The sequence below is a fragment of the Micromonospora sp. CNZ309 genome (genome assembly GCF_002846525.1).
In genome coordinates, this window is record NZ_PJNG01000001.1 from 379,075 (window position 1) to 399,411 (window position 20,337).

Sequence of the window (20,337 nt, forward strand, 5' to 3'; positions counted from 1 at the left end):
CGCGGGAACCCTAGCGGTGGGTCGTGTCGGGGCGGTCGGTCACCCGGCGTTCGCGCCGCCCCCGGCGATCGGCCGAAGCCTGTCGCAGCTTCTCGTACCACGCCGGAGTCGTGGCCGGATCGAAGATCCGGGCGATCACGACGTCGGTGGAGGAGTGCGCCAGGATCGACAGCACGATGGTCAGCGCCACCAGGTGGAAGATCTCGTCACCGGCCGGGATGCCCGCCTGGAGCACCAGCAGGCCGTAGACCACCGAGGCGAAGCCCTTCGGCCCGAACCACATCGCGGCGAACTGCTCGGTGCGGCTCAGCCGGGAGCCGAGGAACGAGACGGCCAGCGCCACCGGCCGGGCCACCACGATGGCGAGCACCGCGAACACCCAGCCGGGCCAGGAGATCTCGCCGAGGAACTCGATCGAGATGAGCGCGCCGAAGACCAGCAGCGCGGCCAGCTTGAACACCTCGGCGATCAGCTCGCCGAACTGCTCGAAGCTCTCCCGCTGCCGCTCGCCGAAGGTGGCCACGGTGATGCCGGCGGCGAACGCCGCGAGGAACAGGTTGGCGTGGGTGACCTGGCCCAGGGCCAGCACCAGCAGGCCGATCGCCACGCCGTTCAGCGGCTCGTACTGGGTGGAGGCCGAGAAGAACCGGGCCTTCTCCAGACGCAGCGCCAACCACGGCACCCCGACCCCGATGACCACCCCCAGCAGCAGTTCCAGGCCCAGCTCGTCCAGGTGCAGGTCGTCCGAGCCGGCCGCGACGGCCAGGAACAGGATGACGAAGGGCAGCGCCAGGCCGTCGTTGATCCCGGACTCGACGTTGAGCAGGTGCCGCAGCCTGCCGGGCACCCGGTCGTTGCCGACCAGCGCCGAGGCGAACACCGGGTCCGTGGGCGCGAGGACCGCCCCGAGCAGCAGCGACTCCGGCCAGCCCAGCCCCACCACGTAGTGCGCCAGCAGCGCGGTGATCAGCAGCGTCAGCGGCAGGCCCCACCCCAGCGCCCGACCGGGCAGCCGCCACGCCGAGCGCAGGTCCGCCCAGCCCACCCGCATGCCGTCGGTGAACAGCACGGTGAACAGGGCCAGCTCGGCCAGCGTCGCCACGATCGGTGAGTCGGCGGTGATGTCCAGCACGCCGGTGGTCTCCGGGCCCAGCACGAAACCGGCGACCAGGAAGAGCACGGCGGTGGACAGGATCGTGCGGTGGGCCAGGCTGGAGAGCAGGACCGCGAGCAGCAGGGCGGCGGCGAACGCGAAGAGCAGCACCGGGGCTCCCAGGGATCGGGGTCGACGAGGTCACTGCCGACTTCCCGGCGGACCGCGCTGATCGTACGGTTTCCCGCCGACCGTGGCGTCCGTAGGGCGGGACGCGGCGGGCACCGCACGGCGGCGGCCACCGGGCGTGACAGACTGACCGCTGTGTTGCGCTGGTTGACTGCAGGGGAATCGCACGGTCCCGCCCTCATCGCGATGCTGGAGGGCGTACCCGCCGGCGTCGAGGTGACCACCGGGGAGATCGCCGGTGAGCTGGCCCGGCGCAGGCTCGGCTACGGCCGGGGTGCGCGGATGTCGTTCGAGCGGGACGAGGTCGAGGTCGTCGGCGGGCTCCGGCACGGGGTGACCCTCGGCAGCCCCGTCGCGATCCGCGTCGGCAACTCCGAGTGGCCCAAGTGGCGCACGGTCATGGCGGCCGACCCCGTCGACGCGGAGGAACTCGCCAGCCAGGCCCGCAACGCGCCGCTGACCCGCCCCCGTCCGGGGCACGCCGACCTGGCCGGCATGCAGAAGTACGGCCACACCGACGCCCGGCCGATCCTGGAACGCGCCAGCGCGCGGGAGACCGCCGCCCGCGTCGCCGTCGGCACGGTCGCCAAGGCGCTGCTGCGGCAGGCCCTCGGCGTCGAGATCGTCTCGCACGTGGTGGAGCTGGGCCCGGTCGCCGCGAAGCCCGGGCTCCGCCCGGCCCCCGCCGACGCCGAGCGCATCGACGCCGACCCGCTGCGCTGCCTCGACCCGGAGGCCAGCGCCCGGATGGTCGCCGAGGTCGACGCCGCGAAGAAGGCCGCCGACACCCTGGGCGGCGTGGTCGAGGTGCTGGCGTACGGGGTGCCGCCGGGCCTGGGCAGCCACGTGCAGTGGGACCGCAAGCTCGACGCCCGCCTCGCCACCGCCCTGATGTCCATCCAGGCCATCAAGGGCGTCGAGATCGGCGACGGCTGGCAACAGGCGCGCTCCCGGGGCTCCGAGGCGCACGACGAGATCATCCCCACCGCTACCGGCGTGCGTCGGGTCACCGACCGGGCCGGCGGGCTGGAGGGCGGCATCACCACCGGCGAGCCGCTGCGGGTGAAGGCCGCCATGAAGCCGATCTCGTCGCTGAACCGGGCCCTGGCCACGGTGGACGTCACCACCGGCGAGCCGGCCACGGCGATCAACCAGCGCTCGGACGTCTGCGCCGTGCCCGCCGCCGCCGTCGTCGCCGAGGCGATGGTGGCGCTGGTGCTGGCCGAGGCCGCCACCGAGAAGTTCGGCGGCGACTCGGTCGCCGAGATCCGCCGCAACCTGGCCGGCTACCTCGACGCGTTGGTGATCCGGTGAGCGCGCGACGGCGGGCGGGGCGCGCGGTCGGCCGGCGGTGCCGCTGATGGCGCCGGTCTGCGTACTGGTCGGGGCGCCCGGCTCCGGCAAGACCACCGTCGGGTTGCTGGTGGCGGAACTGCTCGGCGTGGAGTTCCGCGACACCGACCTGGACATCGTGCGGCTGGCCGGCAAACCGATCCCCGAGATCTTCATCGACGAGGGCGAGGAGCACTTCCGTACCCTCGAACGGGCGGCGGTGGCGGCGGGCCTGGCCTCGTGCGAGGGCGTGCTCGCCCTCGGCGGCGGCGCGGTCCTCGCCGAGGAGAACCGCGCCGCCCTGGTCGGGCACCCCGTGGTGTACCTCTCCGTCGAGCTGTCCGACGCGGTGAAGCGGGTCGGGCTCGGCGCGGGCCGCCCACTACTGGCGATCAACCCGCGGGCGACGCTGAAGTACCTGCTGGACCAGCGCCGCCCGCTCTACGCCGAGGTGGCCACCGCCACGGTGGTCACCGACGGGCGGGAGCCGGCGGAGATCGCCGCCGAGATCGCCGCGCTGCTCGATCGCTGAGAGCGGCCGTCAGTCGCGGGCGATGCGGTCGAGCACGTCGGCCAGGCCCTTCGGCTCGCTGAGCATCGGCCAGTGGCCGGTGGGCAGCGCGTACAGCCGGCCGCCGGCCAGCCCGGCGAAGAACGGGTGGCCCTTCGCGATCATGTCCTCGACCACCGCGAGCGGGAAGGTGCTCGCCACCAGGGCCGTCGGCACCGCGGGCCCACCCGTGCGGCGGACCGGGTCGGTGGCGGCGCGCAGCGGGTGGGCGGTGGCCCGCCGCCGCAGCTGCGCGAGCGCGGCGGGATCCAGCCCGGCCAGGTTCTGCGGGTCCTGGGCCGGGTCGAACGCGGGCGGGGGCAGCAGGTGCCCGTCGCCGATCTCGGCGCGCAGCCGCTCCTGCTCCTCGGGCGGGTTGCTGTCGAACTGCGACATGCCGTCGGGCATCGGCCCGCTCTCCACGTAGACCACCCGGGCGATCCGCTCTCCGACGCGGTCCGCCGCCTGGGTCACCGGCAGCCCGCCGCCGGAGTGGCCCACCAGCACGACGTCGTGCAGCTCCTCCACCTCGATCAGCCGGACGATGTCGGTCGTGTGTGTCTCCAGACCGACCTCCGGGCCGGCGAGGTGGGCGCGCTCGGCCACCCCCGTCAGCGTCACCGGGTGGACCTCGTGGCCCTGCCCGCGCAGCGCCGCGGTCACGTCGCGCCACGCCCAACCGCCCAGCCAGAACCCCGGCACCAGTACGAACGTCGCCATCGCGGCCTCCCTCTCTCGTCGTCCGCGACCACCGTACGATCGAATCCGGACGCTTTCCGCCCGCTTTGAAGGAGTGGTCCGTGTCGCATCCCGCCGCCCGGGTGCTCGGCATGCTCGAACTGCTCCAGAGCCACCACCGGCTCACCGGGGCGGAGCTGGCCCGCCGGCTGGGGGTGGACGGGCGCACGGTGCGCCGCTACGCCGCCACCCTGGCCGAGCTGGGCATCCCGGTCGCTGCCGAGCGGGGCCGCCACGGCGGCTACCGGCTGAGTCCCGGCTACAAGCTGCCGCCGCTGATGCTCACCGACGACGAGGCCGTCGCCGTGCTGCTCGGTCTGGTCGCCGCCGAGCGGCTCGGGCTGGGCACCGAGGAGCCGGCGACCGCGACCGCGCTGGCCAAGATCCGCAGGGTGCTCCCGCCCACGCTGGGTGACCGTCTCGCGGCGGTGCAGGAGCACCTCGGCTTCACCCTGCGGCGATCGGCGCCGCAGGCCCGGCCGGCGACCGGGACGCTGCTCACCCTCGGCGCCGCCGCCCGGCACCGGCGCCGGGTACGGCTGGAGCACCGTTCCTCCTCCGGCGCGGTCACCCGCCGGGAGCTCGACCCGTACGGGCTGGTCTTCCACTCCGGCCGCTGGTACGTCACCGGCCACGACCACCTGCGCGGGCAGGTGCGCACGTTCCGGCTGGACCGGATCGGGGAGGTGCTGCCGGGGGAGGAGACCTTCACCGTCCCCGCCGGCTTCGACCCGGTCGCCCAGGTGACCCGATCGCTGGCCCGCGTCCCGTACGCCCACGACGTCGAGGTGCTGCTGGAGGCCGACCTGGCCGCCGCCCGACGACGCCTGCCGCCCAGCCTGGCCGAGTTGAGCGCGACCGACGGCGGCGTGCTGCTGCGTGCCCGCGCGGAGAGCCTGGCCGGGATGGCCCAGCTGCTCGCGGGGCTGGGCTGGCCGTTCACCGTCGTACGCCCCGAGGCCCTGCGCGCCGAGGTCGCCGCGCACGCCCGGAGGCTGGCCGCCTGGGCGGCCCGGGTGCCCGGGTGATCCCGCCCGAGGGGCGGCCCGCGCGCCCCTGCCCGGGCACGCGGTCGGGTGGCCACGAAGTGGACAGTTCCCGCCGGCGATCGGGCGGCTGCACTAGGCTGCCGGCGATGGACGAGGTGACCCGGATCCCGGTCGGCGGCGAGCGCCCGTACGACGTGCTGGTGGGACGCGACCTGCTCGACGCGCTGCCCGGGCTGCTGCCGGACGCGACGCGGGTGGCGGTGCTGCACGCCTACCCGCTGAAGGAACTGGCCGACGCGATCGGCGGGCGGCTGCGCGCGGCCGGCGTCACGCCGCTGCTGATCGAGGTGCCGGACGCCGAGGCGGGCAAGCGCATCGACGTCGCGGCGACCTGCTGGGACCGGCTGGGAGAGGCGGGGTTCACCCGTACCGACGCGGTGGTGGGCGTCGGCGGCGGCGCGGTGACCGACCTGGCCGGCTTCGTCGCGGCCTGCTGGCTGCGGGGGGTGCGCTGGGTGCCGGTGGCGACGTCGCTGCTGGGCATGGTCGACGCGGCGGTGGGCGGCAAGACCGGGATCAACACCGCCGCCGGCAAGAACCTGGTGGGGGCGTTCCACCCGCCGGTCGGCGTCCTCGCCGACCTGGCGACGCTGGACAGCCTCCCGCCGGCCGACCTGACCGCGGGCCTGGCCGAGGTGGTCAAGTGCGGCTTCATCGCCGACCCGGTGATCCTCGACCTGGTGGAACGGGACCGGGCGGCGGCCACCGACCCGGCGGGCCCGGTGACCCGTGAGCTGATCGAACGTGCGATCCGGGTGAAGTCCGACGTGGTCTCGGGCGACCTGCGCGAGTCGGGCGTACGGGAGGTGCTCAACTACGGCCACACCCTGGCCCACGCCATCGAGAAGGCGGAGGGCTACCGCTGGCGGCACGGCCACGCGGTGTCGGTCGGCCTCGTCTACGCCGGTGAGCTGGCCCGGCTGGCCGGCCGGCTGGACGCCCCCACCGCCGAGCGGCACCGGCGGGTCGTGGCGTCGCTCGGCCTGCCCACCGGCTACCCGGCGGGGGCCTGGCCGGGGTTGCTGGCCACGATGCGGGTGGACAAGAAGACCCGGGGCAGCCAGCTGCGCTTCGTGGTGCTGGAGGGGCTGGCCCGGCCCGCGATCCTGGAGGGCCCGGACGACGAGCTGCTGGAGGCGGCCTACCGCCAGGTGGCCGCGTGAAGGTCCACGTGCTCAACGGCCCCAACCTCGGTCGGCTCGGCATCCGGCAGCCGGACGTCTACGGGGCGACCAGCTACGCGGACCTGGTGACGCTCTGCGAGTCGACCGGGCGGGAACTCGGCCTGGACGTGACGGTCCGGCAGACCGACGCCGAGCACGAGCTGCTGGGCTGGCTGCACGCCGCCGCCGACGAGGGCGCCGCCGTGGTGCTCAATCCCGCCGCCTGGTCGCACTACTCGTACGCGGTCCGGGACGCCTGCGCCATGCTGCGCGGGCCGCTGGTCGAGGTGCACATCTCCAACATCCACGCCCGCGAGGAGTTCCGGCACCACTCGGTGGTGTCGGCCGTGGCCACCGGGGTGATCTGCGGACTCGGGGTCGACGGCTACCGCTTGGCCCTGCACCACCTGGCCGCCCGCAGCGCCTGACGCCCCGCCGCCCCGCCCCGCCGCCCCGCCCCGCCGCTCCGTCCACCGCGTGCGCAGGCGAGTGCTGCGCGCGAGCCGCGGGTCGGCTGCCGTGAAGCGGCGACGGCGGACCGCGCCGCGCGGCTGCCGATGACACTGAGTCACGCCCCTCTGTGCTACCCACCGTAATTGTCCGGACGACTCACCCATGCCGCCCTTCAGGCGCTTTGCTCTGCATACGGATTCGCACCATCGGATTGACCTGCGGTTTTCCTATCATCAGGAAAATCGTCGCCAGCTCGGGATATCACCGACGGTTAGTGGTGCGTCGGTGGCTGCAGAGCAAAGGGGCGGGGGGTGGTCATCCCGCAAGGGTGCGTCCGGCTGCGGAGAGTGATGTCCCGCTGTCCGCTGGCGCTGCGGGAACCGCGTTGCCGGCCCCGGGGGAGCGCCGGGACCACGGCGCGACGCGTCGCTGGCGGGTGGCGGCGTGCCGCGGCCGGGTGGGGGAACGGGGGCGGTGTCGGACGCAGTCGGCACCGAAAGGGGCGGCGTCTGGCGGGGCGCGGGCTGCCTCGGGCGGGGCGCGGGCAGCGCCGGGCAGCGGCGTTCGGCGCAACTAGTAGACTTGCCAGGTCTGTCCGCCAATTGATGATCAAGGCAGGAAATGGCCACCACCAACGACCTGAAGAACGGCCTGGTACTCAACCTCGACGGAGAGCTTTGGGCCGTCGTCGAGTTCCAGCACGTCAAGCCCGGTAAGGGTGGTGCGTTCGTGCGTACCACGCTGAAGAACGTGCTGTCCGGCAAGGTGGTCGACAAGACCTTCAACGCGGGCACCAAGGTCGAGACCGCGACCGTGGACAAGCGCACCATGCAATACCTCTACGCCGACGGCGAGGACTACGTCTTCATGGATCTGGAGACGTTCGACCAGATCACCGTCCCGAACGCCACGGTCGGCGACGCGGCGAACTACCTGCTGCCCGAGGCCGAGGCGACCGTGGCCACCCACGAGGGCGTGCCGCTCTACATCGAGCTGCCCACCAGCGTCGTGCTGGAGGTCACCTACACCGAGCCCGGCCTGCAGGGCGACCGGTCCACCGGCGGCAACAAGCCGGCCACCGTCGAGACCGGCGCGACCGTGCAGGTGCCGCTCTTCGTCACCACCGGCGAGAAGATCAAGGTCGACACCCGCGACGGCCGTTACCTCGGCCGCGCCTGATGGCCGAGGGTCCCAAGCAGCAGATGCCGGCGCGCCGCAAGGCGCGCAAGCGGGCGCTGGACGTGCTCTTCGAGGCCGACCTGCGGGACCGCCCGCCGGTCGAGGTGCTCGCCGGCTACATCGAGCGGATCGAGAAGCCCCGACCCGAGCACCTGGGATACGCGGTGAGCCTGGTCGAGGGCGTCGCCGCCCACCTCGACCGGATCGACGAGGTGATCGCGAGCTACGCCGAGGGGTGGACGCTGGACCGCATGCCGGCGGTCGACCGCAACCTCGCCCGGATCGCGGTCTACGAGTTGCTCTACGTCGACGAGATCGACGACGCGGTGGCCATCAGTGAGGCCGTCGAGCTGGCCCGGCAGATGTCGACCGACGACTCGCCGCGCTTCCTCAACGGCATCCTCGGCCGCATCGCCGAGTACGCCACGCGCTGACGCGGCGCACGTCACACCCGACGTGCGTCACACCCTGTGGGTGACGGTGGCGCGGGTGCGGACGGGGAACGCGACACGTACGACAGAAAGGGCCCGTGCCGGACGGCACGGGCCCTTTCGCGCGGTCGCGGTCAGCTGGCGAAGAACGCCCGCGGGTCGGCGACCAGCACACCGTGCTCGGTGAGCCGCTCGATCAGGCCGGACGGCGAGGCGTCGTAGACGATCGCGAGCGCGCGCAGGTCGTCGGCGCGGATGGAGAGCACGCGGCCGTTGTAGTCGCCGCGCTGCTGCTGGATGGCCCGCGCGTACCGGGCGACGTAGGCCAGGTCCTCGGATGCCTCGTCGTAGAGCCGCTCCAGGTCGAGGACGATCTTGCTGGTGGGCTCGTGGCGAACCCCGCTGCCGTCGGGCAGCAGCTCCGAGACGGGGACACGGTAGAAGTCGGCCAGTTCCGCCAGGCGCGACACCGTGACGGCGCGGTCGCCGCGCTCGTAGGAGCCGACCACCACCGCCTTCCACCGCCCGTTCGACTTCTCCTCCACACCCTGCAGGGAGAGGCCCTGCTGCTGGCGGATGGAGCGCAGGCGGGCGCCCAGAGACTTGGCGTATTCAGAGGGCATTAAACACTCCCAGTGCTGCTCGGGGTTCTCCCAGCGATCGCTACGGAGCGTGACGGTACGGGGATTGGCACAACTGGTCAAGTGGTCGTGACCTTACCGTTGGGATCACCGGGGGAGTTGTCCCCATTTCGCCGGGCTGAGCAGGGGGTCAGTGGCCGGCGGTGCTCAGTGCGGTGACCACTGGTAACGTGGCGGGAAGCCCCGGTCCGGGCCGCTCGCGTCCCGGTGCCGGCATCCGACGTCCTTTAACGACCCGTCCCGTGAGGCGGGGAAGGAGGTCCGCCGTGGCCTACCCACCGGCTGCCCAGTCGCCGCCGCCGCGACAACCCTCGGTGAAGGTGATCCTCGCCAGCGCCGACGTCCAGCGCGTGGTCGACCGCATCGCCCACCAGATCCTGGAGAAGACCCAGGGCGCCGGGAACACGGTGCTGCTGGGCATCCCCACCCGGGGCGCCCCCCTCGCGAGGCGGCTCGCCGCCCGGATCAGCACCTTCGAGGACGTGACCGTCCCGGTGGGCGTGCTCGACATCACCCTCTACCGTGACGACCTGCGCCGGCACGCCACCCGCGCGGTCGGCCCGACCCAGGTGCCGCCCGGCGGCATCGACGGCAAGCGGGTCGTCCTCGTCGACGACGTGCTCTTCTCCGGCCGCACGGTGCGGGCCGCGCTCGACGCGCTCAACGACGTCGGGCGCCCGGCGTCGGTCCAGCTCGCGGTCCTGGTCGACCGCGGCCACCGCGAGCTGCCGATCCGCGCCGACTACGTCGGCAAGAACATCCCGACGTCCCTCGCGGAGAGCGTGAAGGTCACCCTCGCGGAGACCGACGGCGCCGACGAGGTCAAGTTGTACGGGGAGACCCCCCGGTGAGCGCGAGGAGTGCAGCGCAGCGGAGCCCCGCAGTCGCGAACGAAAGGCAGGCACAGTGATCCGGCACCTGCTCTCCGGCGCCGACCTGGACGCCACCACCGCCACCGAGATCCTGGACACGGCCGCCGAGATGGCCACCGTGGCCGGCCGGGAGGTCAAGAAGCTCCCCGCGCTGCGCGGACGCACCGTGGTCAACCTCTTCTACGAGGACTCCACCCGGACCCGGATCTCGTTCGAGGCGGCGGCGAAGCGGCTCAGCGCCGACGTGATCAACTTTTCGGCCAAGGGGTCCAGCGTGACCAAGGGCGAGAGCCTGAAGGACACCGCGCTGACGCTTCAGGCGATGGGGGCCGACGCGGTGGTCGTCCGGCACCCCGCCTCGGGCGCCCCGCACCGGCTGGCGGACTGGGTCGACGGCTCGGTGGTCAACGCCGGCGACGGCACCCACGAGCACCCCACCCAGGCGCTGCTCGACGCGTACACGATGCGCTCCCGGCTGGGGCGGCTGGCCGGCCTGTCGGTCGCGGTGGTCGGGGACGTCCTGCACAGCCGGGTGGCCCGCTCCAACGTCCTGCTGCTGTCCACGCTCGGCGCGAAGGTGACCCTGGTCGGACCGCCGACGCTGATCCCCGTGCACATCGCGCAGGCCCTCGCGCCCGGCACCGACGTCTCCTACGACCTCGACGCGGTGCTGCCGCAGTCGGACGTGGTGATGATGCTGCGGGTGCAGCGCGAGCGGATGAACGACTCCTACTTCCCGTCCGCCCGCGAGTACGCCCGCCGCTACGGCCTGGACGGCCCGCGGATGCGCCGGCTGCCCGAGCACGCGATCGTCATGCACCCCGGCCCGATGAACCGGGGGATGGAGATCACGCCCGAGGTGGCCGACTCGCCCCGCTCCACCATCGTCGAACAGGTCGCCAACGGGGTCTCCGTGCGGATGGCCGTCCTCTACCTGCTGCTCGGGGGAACAACCGGTGAGCTCGTACCTGATCTCCAACGTCAGCGTCGTCGGCGCCGCGCCGACCGACGTGCTGATCCGCGACGGCGTCGTCGCGGCCGTCGGCGCCGGGCTGACCGCCCCGGAGGCGACCGTCGTCGACGGCACCGGGCTGGTCGCCCTGCCCGGCCTGGTCGACCTGCACACCCACCTGCGCGAGCCCGGCCGGGAGGACGCCGAGACCGTCGAGTCGGGCTCCCGGGCGGCGGCGCTCGGCGGCTACACGGCGGTCTGCGCCATGGCCAACACCTCGCCGGTGGCCGACACCGCCGGCGTGGTCGAGCAGGTCTGGCGGCTCGGCCGGGAGGCCGGGCTGGTGGACGTGCAGCCGATCGGCGCGGTCACCGTCGGCCTGGCCGGCGAGTACCTCGCCGAGCTGGGCGCGATGGCGGACTCGGCGGCCCGGGTGCGGATCTTCTCCGACGACGGGCACTGCGTGGCCGACCCGAGGCTGATGCGCCGGGCGCTGGAGTACGTGAAGGCGTTCGACGGGATCATCGCCCAGCACGCCGAGGAGCCCCGGCTCACCGAGGGCGCGCAGATGCACGAGGGCGAGGTCTCGACCCGCCTCGGCCTGACCGGCTGGCCGGCGGTCGCCGAGGAGGCGATCATCGCCCGGGACGTGCTGCTCGCCGAGCACGTCGGCAGCCGCCTGCACGTGTGCCACGTCTCCACCGCCGGCAGCGTCGAGGTGCTGCGCCAGGCCAAGGCGCGCGGCATCCGGGTCACCGCGGAGGTGACCCCGCACCACCTGCTGCTGACCGACGAGCGGGCCGAGACCTACGACCCGGTCTACAAGGTCAACCCGCCGCTGCGCACCGCGACCGACATCGCCGCGCTGCGGGCGGCCCTGGTCGACGGCGTGATCGACGTCGTCGCCACCGACCACGCCCCGCACGCCGTGGAGGACAAGGAGTGCGAGTGGGCGTACGCCCGGCCGGGCATGCTCGGCCTGGAGACGGCGCTGTCGATCGCCCTCGACGTGCTCGGTCCGCAGTGGGACCTGATCGCCGAGCGGATGTCGCGCGCCCCGGCCCGCATCGCCGGGCTGGAGGAGCACGGCCTCGACCCGGCGCCCGGCGTACCGGCGAACCTCACCCTGGTCGACCCGGCCGCCCGCCGCACCATCGAGCCGGCGGAACTGGCCAGCCGTAGCCGCAACACCCCGTACGCCCGCATGACGCTGCCGGGTCGCATCGTGGCGACCTTCCTGCGCGGCGAGCCGACGGTCCTGGACGGAAAGGCACTTCTATGACCAAGCGGAGGCCCGCGATCCTCGTCCTGGAGGACGGGCGGACGTTCCACGGCGAGGCGTACGGCAGCGTCGGGGAGACCTTCGGCGAGGCGGTCTTCAACACCGGCATGACCGGCTACCAGGAGACGCTGACCGACCCGTCCTACCACCGTCAGGTGGTGGTGCAGACCGCCCCGCACATCGGCAACACCGGCGTCAACGGCGAGGACGACGAGTCGGGCCGGATCTGGGTCGCCGGCTACGTGGTCCGCGACCCGGCCCGCATCGGCTCGAACTGGCGGGCCACGGGTGGGCTGGAGGAGCGGCTGTCCGCCGAGGGCGTGGTCGGCATCAGCGGCGTGGACACCCGGGCGCTGACCCGGCACCTGCGCGAGCGCGGCGCGATGCGGGTCGGCATCTCCAGCGTCGAGACCGACCCCCGGGCGTTGCTGGCCCGGGTGCGGCAGGCTCCCGAAATGGTCGGCGCGGACCTGTCCGCCGAGGTCACCACGGCGCAGCCGTACGTGGTGGCGGCCGAGGGCGAGCACCGCTTCACGGTCGCCGCGCTGGACCTGGGCATCAAGCGCAACGTCCCGCGCCGGCTCGCCGCCCGTGGGGTCACCACCCACGTGCTGCCGGCCGGCTCCACCATCGACGACCTGCTCGCCACCGGCGCGGACGCGGTCTTCTTCTCGCCCGGGCCGGGCGATCCGGCCACCGCCGACGGGCCGGTGGCCCTGGCTCGGGAGGTGCTGCGCCGCGAGGTGCCGCTGTTCGGCATCTGCTTCGGCAGCCAGATCCTCGGCCGGGCGCTGGGCTTCGGGACGTACAAGCTCGGCTACGGCCACCGGGGGATCAACCAGCCGGTGCTCGACCGGGTCACCGGCAAGGTCGAGGTGACCAGCCACAACCACGGCTTCGCGGTCGAGGTCCCCGGCGCGCGCCACGGCGCGGTCGTACCCGACGCGGTGATCGAGACCGAGTTCGGTGGCGTCCAGGTCAGCCACGTCTGCCTCAATGACAACGTGGTCGAGGGGCTGCGGGCGAAGGACGTGCCCGCCTTCACCGTCCAGTACCACCCGGAGGCGGCGGCCGGTCCGCACGACGCGGACTACCTCTTCGACCGCTTCGCCGAGCTCATCGAGGGCCGGACCCACAGCGAGGGGCGCACACATGCCTAAGCGGACCGATCTGAAGCACATCCTGGTCATCGGCTCCGGGCCGATCGTGATCGGGCAGGCCTGCGAGTTCGACTACTCCGGCACCCAGGCCTGCCGAGTGCTGCGCAGCGAGGGGATCCGGGTCAGCCTGGTCAACTCGAACCCGGCGACGATCATGACGGACCCGGAGTTCGCCGACGCCACGTACGTCGAGCCGATCACCCCGGAGTTCGTCGAACTGGTGATCGCCAAGGAGCGCCCCGACGCGATCCTGCCCACCCTCGGCGGGCAGACCGCGCTGAACACCGCCGTCGCCCTGCACGAGGCCGGCGTGCTGGAGAAGTACGGCGTGGAGCTGATCGGCGCCAACATCGAGGCGATCAACCGCGGCGAGGACCGGCAGCTGTTCAAGGACATCGTCGCCAAGGCCGGCGTACGCCTGGGGCTCGACGACCCGGCGGGCCTGGTGCCCCGCTCCCGGGTCTGCCACTCGATGGCGGAGGTCGAGGCGACGGTCGCCGAGCTGGGCCTGCCGGTGGTGATCCGGCCGTCGTTCACCATGGGCGGCCTCGGCTCCGGCATGGCGCACACCCCGGAGGACCTGGCCCGCATCGCCGGCGACGGGCTGGCCGCCAGCCCCGTGCACGAGGTGCTCATCGAGGAGAGCGTGCTCGGCTGGAAGGAGTACGAGCTCGAGCTGATGCGCGACCGGCACGACAACGTCGTGGTCGTCTGCTCGATCGAGAACCTCGACCCGATGGGCGTGCACACCGGCGACAGCGTCACCGTCGCCCCGGCCATGACGCTCACCGACCGGGAGTACCAGCGGCTGCGCGACCTGGGCATCGCGGTGCTGCGCGAGGTCGGGGTGGACACCGGCGGCTGCAACATCCAGTTCGCCGTCAACCCGGCCGACGGCCGGATCGTGGTGATCGAGATGAACCCCCGGGTGTCGCGGTCGTCGGCACTCGCCTCCAAGGCCACCGGCTTCCCGATCGCGAAGATCGCCGCGAAGCTGGCCATCGGCTACACCCTCGACGAGATCCCCAACGACATCACCCTGAAGACCCCGGCGGCGTTCGAGCCGACCCTGGACTACGTGGTGGTGAAGATCCCCCGGTTCGCGTTCGAGAAGTTCCCGGGCGCCGACCCGGAGCTGACCACCACGATGAAGTCCGTCGGCGAGGCGATGAGCCTGGGCCGCAACTTCAGCGAGGCGCTGAACAAGGCGATGCGCTCGCTGGAGACTAAAGCAGCCGGATTCTGGACCGTGCCGGATGAGGACGTCGCTGCCGCGACGGGCGCCGACCCGGCCGGCGCGACGAAGGAGAACACCCTCGACGCGCTGCGGATGCCGCACGACGGACGGCTCTACACCGTCGAGCGGGCGCTGCGTCTCGGCGCCTCGATCGCCGAGGTGACCGCCGCGTCGGGCGGGATCGACCCGTGGTTCCTGGACCAGATCGCCGCCCTCGTCGAGCTGCGCGCCGAGATCGTGGACGCCCCGGTGCTCGACGCCGAACTGCTGCGTCGCGCCAAGCGGGCCGGCGTGTCGGACCGGCAGCTGGCCGCGCTGCGCCCGGAGCTGGCCGCCGAGGACGGCGTACGGACGCTGCGGCACCGCCTCGACGTCCGCCCGGTCTACAAGACGGTGGACACCTGTGCCGCCGAGTTCGAGGCGACCACGCCCTACCACTACTCGACGTACGACCAGGAGACGGAGGTCGTGCCGTCGGCCCGGCCGAAGGTGATCATCCTGGGCTCGGGGCCGAACCGGATCGGCCAGGGCATCGAGTTCGACTACTCCTGCGTGCACGCGGTACAGGCGCTGCGCAGCGCGCCGCTCGGTGGGGCGGGCGGGGCCGGCTACGAGACGGTGATGGTCAACTGCAACCCGGAGACCGTCTCCACCGACTACGACACCGCCGACCGGCTCTACTTCGAGCCGCTCACCTTCGAGGACGTGCTGGAGGTCTGGCACGCCGAGGACTCCTCCGGCCGCGCGGCCGGCGGGCCGGGCGTGGTCGGGGTGATCGTGCAGCTCGGCGGGCAGACCCCGCTGGGCCTGGCGCAGCGGCTGAAGGACGCGGGCGTGCCGGTCGTCGGCACCTCCCCGGAGTCGATCCACCTGGCCGAGGAGCGGGGCGCGTTCGGCGCGGTGCTGGCCCGGGCCGGGCTGCGCGCCCCGGCGCACGGCATGGCGACCTCGTACGACGAGGCGAAGGCCATCGCCGACGAGATCGGCTACCCGGTGCTGGTGCGTCCGTCGTACGTGCTGGGCGGGCGGGGCATGGAGATCGTCTACGACGACGCCACGCTGCGCGACTACATCGGGCGGGCCACCGAGATCTCCCCGGACCACCCGGTGCTGGTCGACCGCTTCCTCGACGACGCCATCGAGATCGACGTGGACGCGCTCTGCGACGCCGACGGGGAGGTCTACCTCGGCGGGGTGATGGAGCACATCGAGGAGGCCGGCATCCACTCCGGCGACTCGTCCTGCTCGCTGCCGCCGATCACCCTGGCGGGCTCGCACGTGGCCCAGGTGCGCCGCTACACGGAGGCCATCGCCCGGGGCGTCGGGGTGCGCGGCCTGCTCAACGTGCAGTACGCGCTGAAGGACGACATGCTCTACGTGCTGGAGGCGAACCCGCGCGCGTCCCGCACGGTGCCCTTCGTCTCCAAGGCCACGGCGGTGCCGCTGGCGAAGGCGGCCGCCCGCATCGCGCTGGGCGCCACCATCGCCGAGCTGCGCGCCGAGGGGCTGCTCCCGGCGAGCGGGGACGGCGGTTCGCTGCCGGCCGGCGCCCCGATCGCGGTCAAGGAGGCGGTGCTGCCGTTCAAGCGCTTCCGTACGCCCACCGGCAAGGGCGTGGACTCGCTGCTCGGCCCGGAGATGAAGTCCACCGGCGAGGTGATGGGCATCGACACCGCCTTCGGGCACGCCTTCGCCAAGTCGCAGTCGGCCGCGTACGGCTCGCTGCCGACCACCGGGAAGATCTTCGTCTCGGTCGCCAACCGCGACAAGCGCGGCATGATCTTCCCGATCATGCGCCTGGCCGACCTCGGCTTCGAGATCGTGGCGACCACCGGCACGGCGGAGGTGCTGCGCCGGCACGGCATCGCCTGCGAGCAGATCCGCAAGCACTACGAGTCCGGCGGGGGCGAGGACGCGGTGTCGCTGATCCTGGGCGGCGACGTGGCACTGGTGATCAACACCCCGCAGGGCTCGGGGGCGAGCGCCCGCTCCGACGGCTACGAGATCCGCAGCGCCGCCGTCACGGCGGACATCCCGTGCATCACCACGGTGCCGGGCGCGGCGGCGGCGGTGATGGGCATCGAGGCGCGGATGCGGGGCGACATGCAGGTCCGCCCGCTCCAGGAACTGCACGCCGCGCTGCACGCCGCCCTGCGGGCCGCGCAGTGACCGGTCGCCCCCGCCCGTACGCGTCGATCATGAGGTCGCTGTCGGCCGGCGCTGCGGGTCGCGGCGGCGACCTCATGATCGACGGGGGTGGTCGGTCGTGATGTTCGAGCGCGCCGTGCGGCCGGGGCTGTTCCGGATCGGGGGCGGCGACGCCGAGGCCGCGCACGAGTGGACGCTGCGTCGGCTGGCGGGGTTGTCCCGCCGGCCGGCGGCGCTGGCCGTGCTGCGGGCCCGCTACGCCGTCCGGGCGCCGCGCGCCGTGTTCGGCGTCGAGTTCCCCAATCCGGTCGGGCTCGCCGCCGGGATGGACAAGGACGGCGCGGCCCTGCCGGCCTGGCCGGCGCTGGGCTTCGGCTTCGTCGAGGTCGGCACGGTCACCGCGCACCCGCAGCCGGGCAACCCCCGGCCCCGGCTGTTCCGGCTGCGCGACAGCGAGGCCGTGGTGAACCGGATGGGCTTCAACAACGCCGGCGCGCAGGCTCTGGCGGCGCGGCTGGCGGCGCTGCCCCGCCCGCTCGGGGTGCCGCTGGGCATCTCGCTGGGCAAGTCCAAGGTGACCCCGTTGGACGAGGCGGTGCAGGACTACCTCGCCTCGTACCGGGCGCTGCGCGCGCACGGCGACTACTTCGCGGTCAACGTCTCCTCGCCGAACACCCCGGGCCTGCGCTCGTTGCAGGACCGGGCGCACCTGGACGCCATCCTGGCGGCGCTGGTGGGGGAGAAGCCGGTGCTGGTGAAGATCGCCCCGGACCTCACCGAGCCGGCGATCGCCGAGCTGCTGGAGGTCTGCCTGGCCCGGGGCGCTGCCGGGGTGATCGCCACCAACACCACGCTGGCCCGCGACGGTCTCGCCCCGGCGGACCGGGCGCGCGGCGCGGAGACCGGCGGGCTGTCCGGTCGCCCGCTCGCCGACCGTGCCCGCCAGGTGGTCGCCTTCGTGCACCGGGAGGCGGGGGGACGGCTGCCGGTGATCGGCGTCGGGGGCATCGTGGACCCGGACGCGGCGGCCCGGATGTTCGACGCCGGCGCCGCCCTGGTGCAGCTCTACACCGGCTTCATCTACCGCGGCCCGGCCCTGGTCCGCGCCGCCGCCCGCGCCGCGGGGTCGAACGGGTGACACCCGAGGAGATCCTGGCCGCCGACCGGGCGCACGTCTGGCACCCGTACGCGGCCCTGCCGCCGGCCAGCGCGCCCTACGTGGTCGAGGGCGCCGAGGGCGTACGGCTGCGGTTGGCCGACGGCCGGGAGCTGGTCGACGGGATGTCGTCGTGGTGGGCGGCCATCCACGGCTACCGGCACCCGGTGCTCGACGCGGCGGTGACCGACCAGCTCGGCCGGATGAGCCACGTGATGTTCGGCGGGCTCACCCACGCCCCCGCGGTCCGCCTGGCGACCACCCTGGTAGAGCTGGCGCCGGAGGGGCTGGAGCACGTCTTCCTGGCCGACTCCGGCTCGGTCGCCGTCGAGGTGGCGGTCAAGATGTGCCTGCAGTACCAGCGCGCCACCGGCCGGCCGCAGCGCCGCCGGCTGGGCACCTGGCGGGGCGGCTACCACGGCGACACGTTCCACCCGATGAGCGTCTGCGACCCCGAGGGCGGCATGCACCACCTCTGGGGCGACGTGCTGCCCCGGCAGGTCTTCGCCCCCGTGCCGCCCGGCGGCTTCGACACCCCGCCCGATGCGGCCTACGAGGCCGCCCTCGTCGAGGCGGTCGAGCGGCACGCGCACGAGCTGGCCGCCGTGATCGTGGAGCCGGTGGTCCAGGGCGCCGGCGGCATGCGCTTCCACCACCCGCACTACCTGCGGGTGCTGCGCGAGGTGACCCGGGCGCACGGGGTGCTGCTGATCTTCGACGAGATCGCCACCGGCTTCGGCCGGACGGGCACCATGTTCGCCGCCGAGCACGCCGGGGTCGTGCCCGACGTGATGTGCGTCGGCAAGGCGCTCACCGGCGGGTACCTGACGCTGGCCGCCGCGCTCTGCACGGCGGAGGTCGCCCGGGGAATCTCCGCCGACGGCGTGCTGGCGCACGGCCCGACGTTCATGGGCAACCCGCTGGCGTGCGCGGTCGCCGACGCCTCCCTCGGCCTGCTGCGGGCCGGGGACTGGGCGGGGCAGGTGGCGAGGGTGGGGGCGGGCCTGCGGGCCGGCCTGGAGCCGTTGCGCGGCGCGCCGGGGGTGGCCGACGTGCGGGTGCTCGGCGCGATCGGCGTCGTCCAGCTCGACCACGAGGTGGACCTGCCCGCCGCCACCGCCGCCGCGGTCGCCCAGGGGGTCTGGCTGCGGCCGTTCCGCGACCTGGTCTACACCATGCCGCCGTACGTCACCGACGACGCCGACCTGGCCCGGATCGCCGCCGGGGTCGCCGCCGCGGTGCGCGCCGGCTGAGCCGCCGGTCACGGTCCGGCGGCCGTACGTGGGCGGCGCGCGCCGCCCGCGACAGGAGCGTGCCCCGGCGGCGGACGCCCCGGGGCGCCGAGGAGAGGGAGAGAACCGGATGGAGAGCTTCGGCGCCCGCCTGCACCGGGCCGTCACCGAGCGGGGACCGCTCTGCGTCGGCATCGACCCGCACCCGGGGCTGCTGGCCCGCTGGGGGCTCGACGACGACGTCCGGGGCCTTGACCGGTTCGCCCGGACGGTCACGGAAGCCCTCGGTGACCGGGTCGCGGTGGTCAAGCCCCAGTCGGCCTTTTTCGAGCGGTTCGGCTCTAAGGGCATGGAGATTCTTGAGTCAACTATCCGACAGTTACGCGAGGCCGGCTCACTCGTTCTGCTTGACGTCAAGCGCGGCGACATCGGCTCGACGGTCGCCGCGTACGCCTCCGCGTACCTCGATCCATCCAGCCCGGTCCATGTGGACGCGGTGACCGCGAGCCCGTACCTCGGTGTCGGCGCGCTCGCGCCGATGTTCGAACTGGCCGCCGAGCACGGCGGCGGGGTCTTCGTGCTGGCGCTCACCTCCAACCCCGAGGGCGCCGCCGTGCAGCGCGCCCGCACCGCCGACGGGCGCACCGTCGCGCAGACCGTCATCGACGAGATTTCCCAGCTCAACGCGGGTGCGCAGCCGCTCGGCAGCGTCGGATTGGTGGTCGGCGCGACCATCGGTGACACCGGTCACGACCTCTCCGCGGTGAACGGTCCACTGCTCGCCCCGGGCCTCGGGGCGCAGGGCGGGACCGCGGCGGATCTGCGCGTCGTCTTCGGCTCCGCCCTGCCCGCGGTGCTGCCCTCGTACTCGCGCGAGGTGCTGGGCGCGGGCCCGGATCCGGACGCGTTGCGCGCCGCCGCCGACCGGGCGCTGACCGACTGTCGGGCCGCCCTCGCCACTGGTGACTGACTGACGGCTCGGTCACCTTTGTAAAGATCATCGCGCGTCCACGTTGCCGAATGCGCCGACGAACGCTAGTTTTCCCCGCGCTGGGAACCACGGACCCCTTGGTTCACAGCGACACCACGTTTCACAGATGCGGCGGTGCGTCCCGCCCGTCGCTATAGGGACCTGAGGAGAACTGGTGCCGCTCCCGTCACTGACCCCCGAACAGCGTGCTGCCGCGCTGGAGAAGGCCGCGGAGATCCGCAAGGCCCGTGCTGAGCTGAAGGAGCAGCTCAAGCAGGGCAAGACCACCCTCGGAGCCGTCCTCGAGCGTGCCGAGTCCGACGACGTCGTCGGCAAGCTCAAGGTCTCCGCCGTACTGCAGGCGATGCCGGGTATCGGCAAGATCCGGGCCACCCAGATCATGGAGAAGCTCAAGATCGCCGACAGCCGTCGCCTGCGTGGCCTCGGCGAGCAGCAGCGCAAGGCACTGCTTGGGGAGTTCGCCGCCAACTGAGGCTGGCTGCGTGTAGA

At 73.3% G+C, this 20,337-nt stretch carries 18 protein-coding genes and 1 pseudogene; 16 read left to right on the forward strand and 3 right to left on the reverse strand.

The window, feature by feature from the left end; genetic code table 11:
• Positions 1 to 10: 10 nt before the first annotated feature.
• Positions 11 to 1,276, reverse strand: coding sequence for a cation:proton antiporter (locus tag CLT72_RS01735; RefSeq protein ID WP_101409226.1), 1,266 nt, complete (start codon positions 1,274 to 1,276; stop codon positions 11 to 13).
• A gap of 141 nt (positions 1,277 to 1,417) precedes the next feature.
• Between CLT72_RS01735 and aroC the strand changes: the two genes are divergently transcribed.
• Together aroC and CLT72_RS01745 are read left to right on the forward strand one after the other, a co-directional pair.
• Positions 1,418 to 2,596: a chorismate synthase gene (gene aroC / locus CLT72_RS01740; protein ID WP_101409227.1), complete on the forward strand. Its 1,179-nt coding sequence runs from the start codon at positions 1,418 to 1,420 to the stop codon at positions 2,594 to 2,596.
• A 46-nt stretch (positions 2,597 to 2,642) separates the two neighbouring features.
• On the forward strand, positions 2,643 to 3,146 hold the full coding sequence (locus CLT72_RS01745; RefSeq protein WP_101414876.1) for a shikimate kinase: 504 nt from the start codon (positions 2,643 to 2,645) through the stop codon (positions 3,144 to 3,146).
• A 9-nt stretch (positions 3,147 to 3,155) separates the two neighbouring features.
• On the opposite strand, the gene CLT72_RS01750 is transcribed toward CLT72_RS01745, so the two are convergent.
• Entirely contained in the window at positions 3,156 to 3,884 is a 729-nt protein-coding gene (locus tag CLT72_RS01750; protein WP_101409228.1) for an alpha/beta fold hydrolase, read from the reverse strand.
• Between the two features lie 80 nt (positions 3,885 to 3,964).
• Between CLT72_RS01750 and CLT72_RS01755 the strand changes: the two genes are divergently transcribed.
• The 5 genes from CLT72_RS01755 (at position 3,965) to nusB (ending at position 8,180) form a co-directional block, all read left to right on the forward strand.
• Positions 3,965 to 4,930, forward strand: coding sequence for a helix-turn-helix transcriptional regulator (locus CLT72_RS01755; RefSeq protein ID WP_101409229.1), 966 nt, complete (start codon positions 3,965 to 3,967; stop codon positions 4,928 to 4,930).
• Between the two features lie 107 nt (positions 4,931 to 5,037).
• Positions 5,038 to 6,114 carry a 3-dehydroquinate synthase gene (gene aroB, locus CLT72_RS01760; protein ID WP_101409230.1) on the forward strand — a complete coding sequence of 359 codons (1,077 nt, stop codon included), beginning with the start codon at positions 5,038 to 5,040 and terminating at the stop codon, positions 6,112 to 6,114.
• On the forward strand, positions 6,111 to 6,542 hold the full coding sequence (gene aroQ / locus CLT72_RS01765; protein WP_101409231.1) for a type II 3-dehydroquinate dehydratase: 432 nt from the start codon (positions 6,111 to 6,113) through the stop codon (positions 6,540 to 6,542). The genes aroB and aroQ overlap by 4 nt, the downstream gene beginning before the upstream one ends.
• Positions 6,543 to 7,188: 646 nt before the next feature.
• Entirely contained in the window at positions 7,189 to 7,746 is a 558-nt protein-coding gene (efp, locus tag CLT72_RS01770) for an elongation factor P (protein ID WP_089000969.1), read from the forward strand.
• A 23-nt stretch (positions 7,747 to 7,769) separates the two neighbouring features.
• Positions 7,770 to 8,180, forward strand: a complete 411-nt coding sequence (gene nusB, locus CLT72_RS01775) for a transcription antitermination factor NusB (RefSeq protein WP_172896683.1) — start codon at positions 7,770 to 7,772, stop codon at positions 8,178 to 8,180.
• Positions 8,181 to 8,311: 131 nt separating this feature from the next.
• Here the strand turns inward: nusB and bldD are convergent, their stop codons facing one another.
• Positions 8,312 to 8,800, reverse strand: coding sequence for a transcriptional regulator BldD (gene bldD / locus CLT72_RS01780; RefSeq protein ID WP_013285505.1), 489 nt, complete (start codon positions 8,798 to 8,800; stop codon positions 8,312 to 8,314).
• Between the two features lie 284 nt (positions 8,801 to 9,084).
• On the opposite strand from bldD, the gene pyrR reads away from it, so the two are divergent.
• The 9 genes and pseudogenes from pyrR (at position 9,085) to mihF (ending at position 20,320) form a co-directional block, all read left to right on the forward strand.
• The gene (gene pyrR / locus CLT72_RS01785) at positions 9,085 to 9,669 is read left to right on the forward strand and encodes a bifunctional pyr operon transcriptional regulator/uracil phosphoribosyltransferase PyrR (RefSeq protein WP_101409232.1); all 585 of its coding nucleotides are present in this window, start codon (positions 9,085 to 9,087) and stop codon (positions 9,667 to 9,669) included.
• 55 nt (positions 9,670 to 9,724) lie between these two features.
• Positions 9,725 to 10,639 (forward strand): annotated as a pseudogene (locus CLT72_RS01790) (aspartate carbamoyltransferase catalytic subunit); the annotation flags it as partial.
• Between the two features lie 7 nt (positions 10,640 to 10,646).
• Complete coding sequence (locus CLT72_RS01795) at positions 10,647 to 11,924, forward strand: dihydroorotase (protein ID WP_101409233.1); 1,278 nt, start codon at positions 10,647 to 10,649, stop codon at positions 11,922 to 11,924.
• Positions 11,921 to 13,084 carry a glutamine-hydrolyzing carbamoyl-phosphate synthase small subunit gene (carA, locus tag CLT72_RS01800; protein WP_101409234.1) on the forward strand — a complete coding sequence of 388 codons (1,164 nt, stop codon included), beginning with the start codon at positions 11,921 to 11,923 and terminating at the stop codon, positions 13,082 to 13,084. The genes CLT72_RS01795 and carA overlap by 4 nt, the downstream gene beginning before the upstream one ends.
• Positions 13,077 to 16,490 (forward strand): carbamoyl-phosphate synthase large subunit, encoded by a 3,414-nt coding sequence (gene carB / locus CLT72_RS01805; RefSeq protein WP_101409235.1) that lies wholly within the window; start codon positions 13,077 to 13,079, stop codon positions 16,488 to 16,490. Before carA ends, carB begins: the two co-directional genes overlap by 8 nt.
• 97 nt (positions 16,491 to 16,587) lie before the next feature.
• Positions 16,588 to 17,607 (forward strand): quinone-dependent dihydroorotate dehydrogenase, encoded by a 1,020-nt coding sequence (locus CLT72_RS01810; RefSeq protein WP_101409236.1) that lies wholly within the window; start codon positions 16,588 to 16,590, stop codon positions 17,605 to 17,607.
• Positions 17,604 to 18,878: an adenosylmethionine--8-amino-7-oxononanoate transaminase gene (locus CLT72_RS01815; protein WP_101409237.1), complete on the forward strand. Its 1,275-nt coding sequence runs from the start codon at positions 17,604 to 17,606 to the stop codon at positions 18,876 to 18,878. The genes CLT72_RS01810 and CLT72_RS01815 overlap by 4 nt, the downstream gene beginning before the upstream one ends.
• A 109-nt stretch (positions 18,879 to 18,987) precedes the next feature.
• Positions 18,988 to 19,827 (forward strand): orotidine-5'-phosphate decarboxylase, encoded by an 840-nt coding sequence (pyrF, locus tag CLT72_RS01820; protein WP_101409238.1) that lies wholly within the window; start codon positions 18,988 to 18,990, stop codon positions 19,825 to 19,827.
• Between the two features lie 175 nt (positions 19,828 to 20,002).
• The gene (mihF, locus tag CLT72_RS01825) at positions 20,003 to 20,320 is read left to right on the forward strand and encodes an integration host factor, actinobacterial type (protein WP_007458370.1); all 318 of its coding nucleotides are present in this window, start codon (positions 20,003 to 20,005) and stop codon (positions 20,318 to 20,320) included.
• Positions 20,321 to 20,337: the final 17 nt, after the last annotated feature.

Coding starts and splice junctions, on each gene's coding strand:
- carA (WP_101409234.1), top strand. CDS start 11,921: ATGACCAAGCGGAGGCCCGCGATCCTCGTCCTGGAGGACGGGCGGACG.
- CLT72_RS01745 (WP_101414876.1), top strand. CDS start 2,643: ATGGCGCCGGTCTGCGTACTGGTCGGGGCGCCCGGCTCCGGCAAGACC.
- aroB (WP_101409230.1), top strand. CDS start 5,038: ATGGACGAGGTGACCCGGATCCCGGTCGGCGGCGAGCGCCCGTACGAC.
- pyrF (WP_101409238.1), top strand. CDS start 18,988: ATGGAGAGCTTCGGCGCCCGCCTGCACCGGGCCGTCACCGAGCGGGGA.
- CLT72_RS01750 (WP_101409228.1), bottom strand. CDS start 3,884: ATGGCGACGTTCGTACTGGTGCCGGGGTTCTGGCTGGGCGGTTGGGCG.
- bldD (WP_013285505.1), bottom strand. CDS start 8,800: ATGCCCTCTGAATACGCCAAGTCTCTGGGCGCCCGCCTGCGCTCCATC.
- carB (WP_101409235.1), top strand. CDS start 13,077: ATGCCTAAGCGGACCGATCTGAAGCACATCCTGGTCATCGGCTCCGGG.
- efp (WP_089000969.1), top strand. CDS start 7,189: ATGGCCACCACCAACGACCTGAAGAACGGCCTGGTACTCAACCTCGAC.
- nusB (WP_172896683.1), top strand. CDS start 7,770: ATGCCGGCGCGCCGCAAGGCGCGCAAGCGGGCGCTGGACGTGCTCTTC.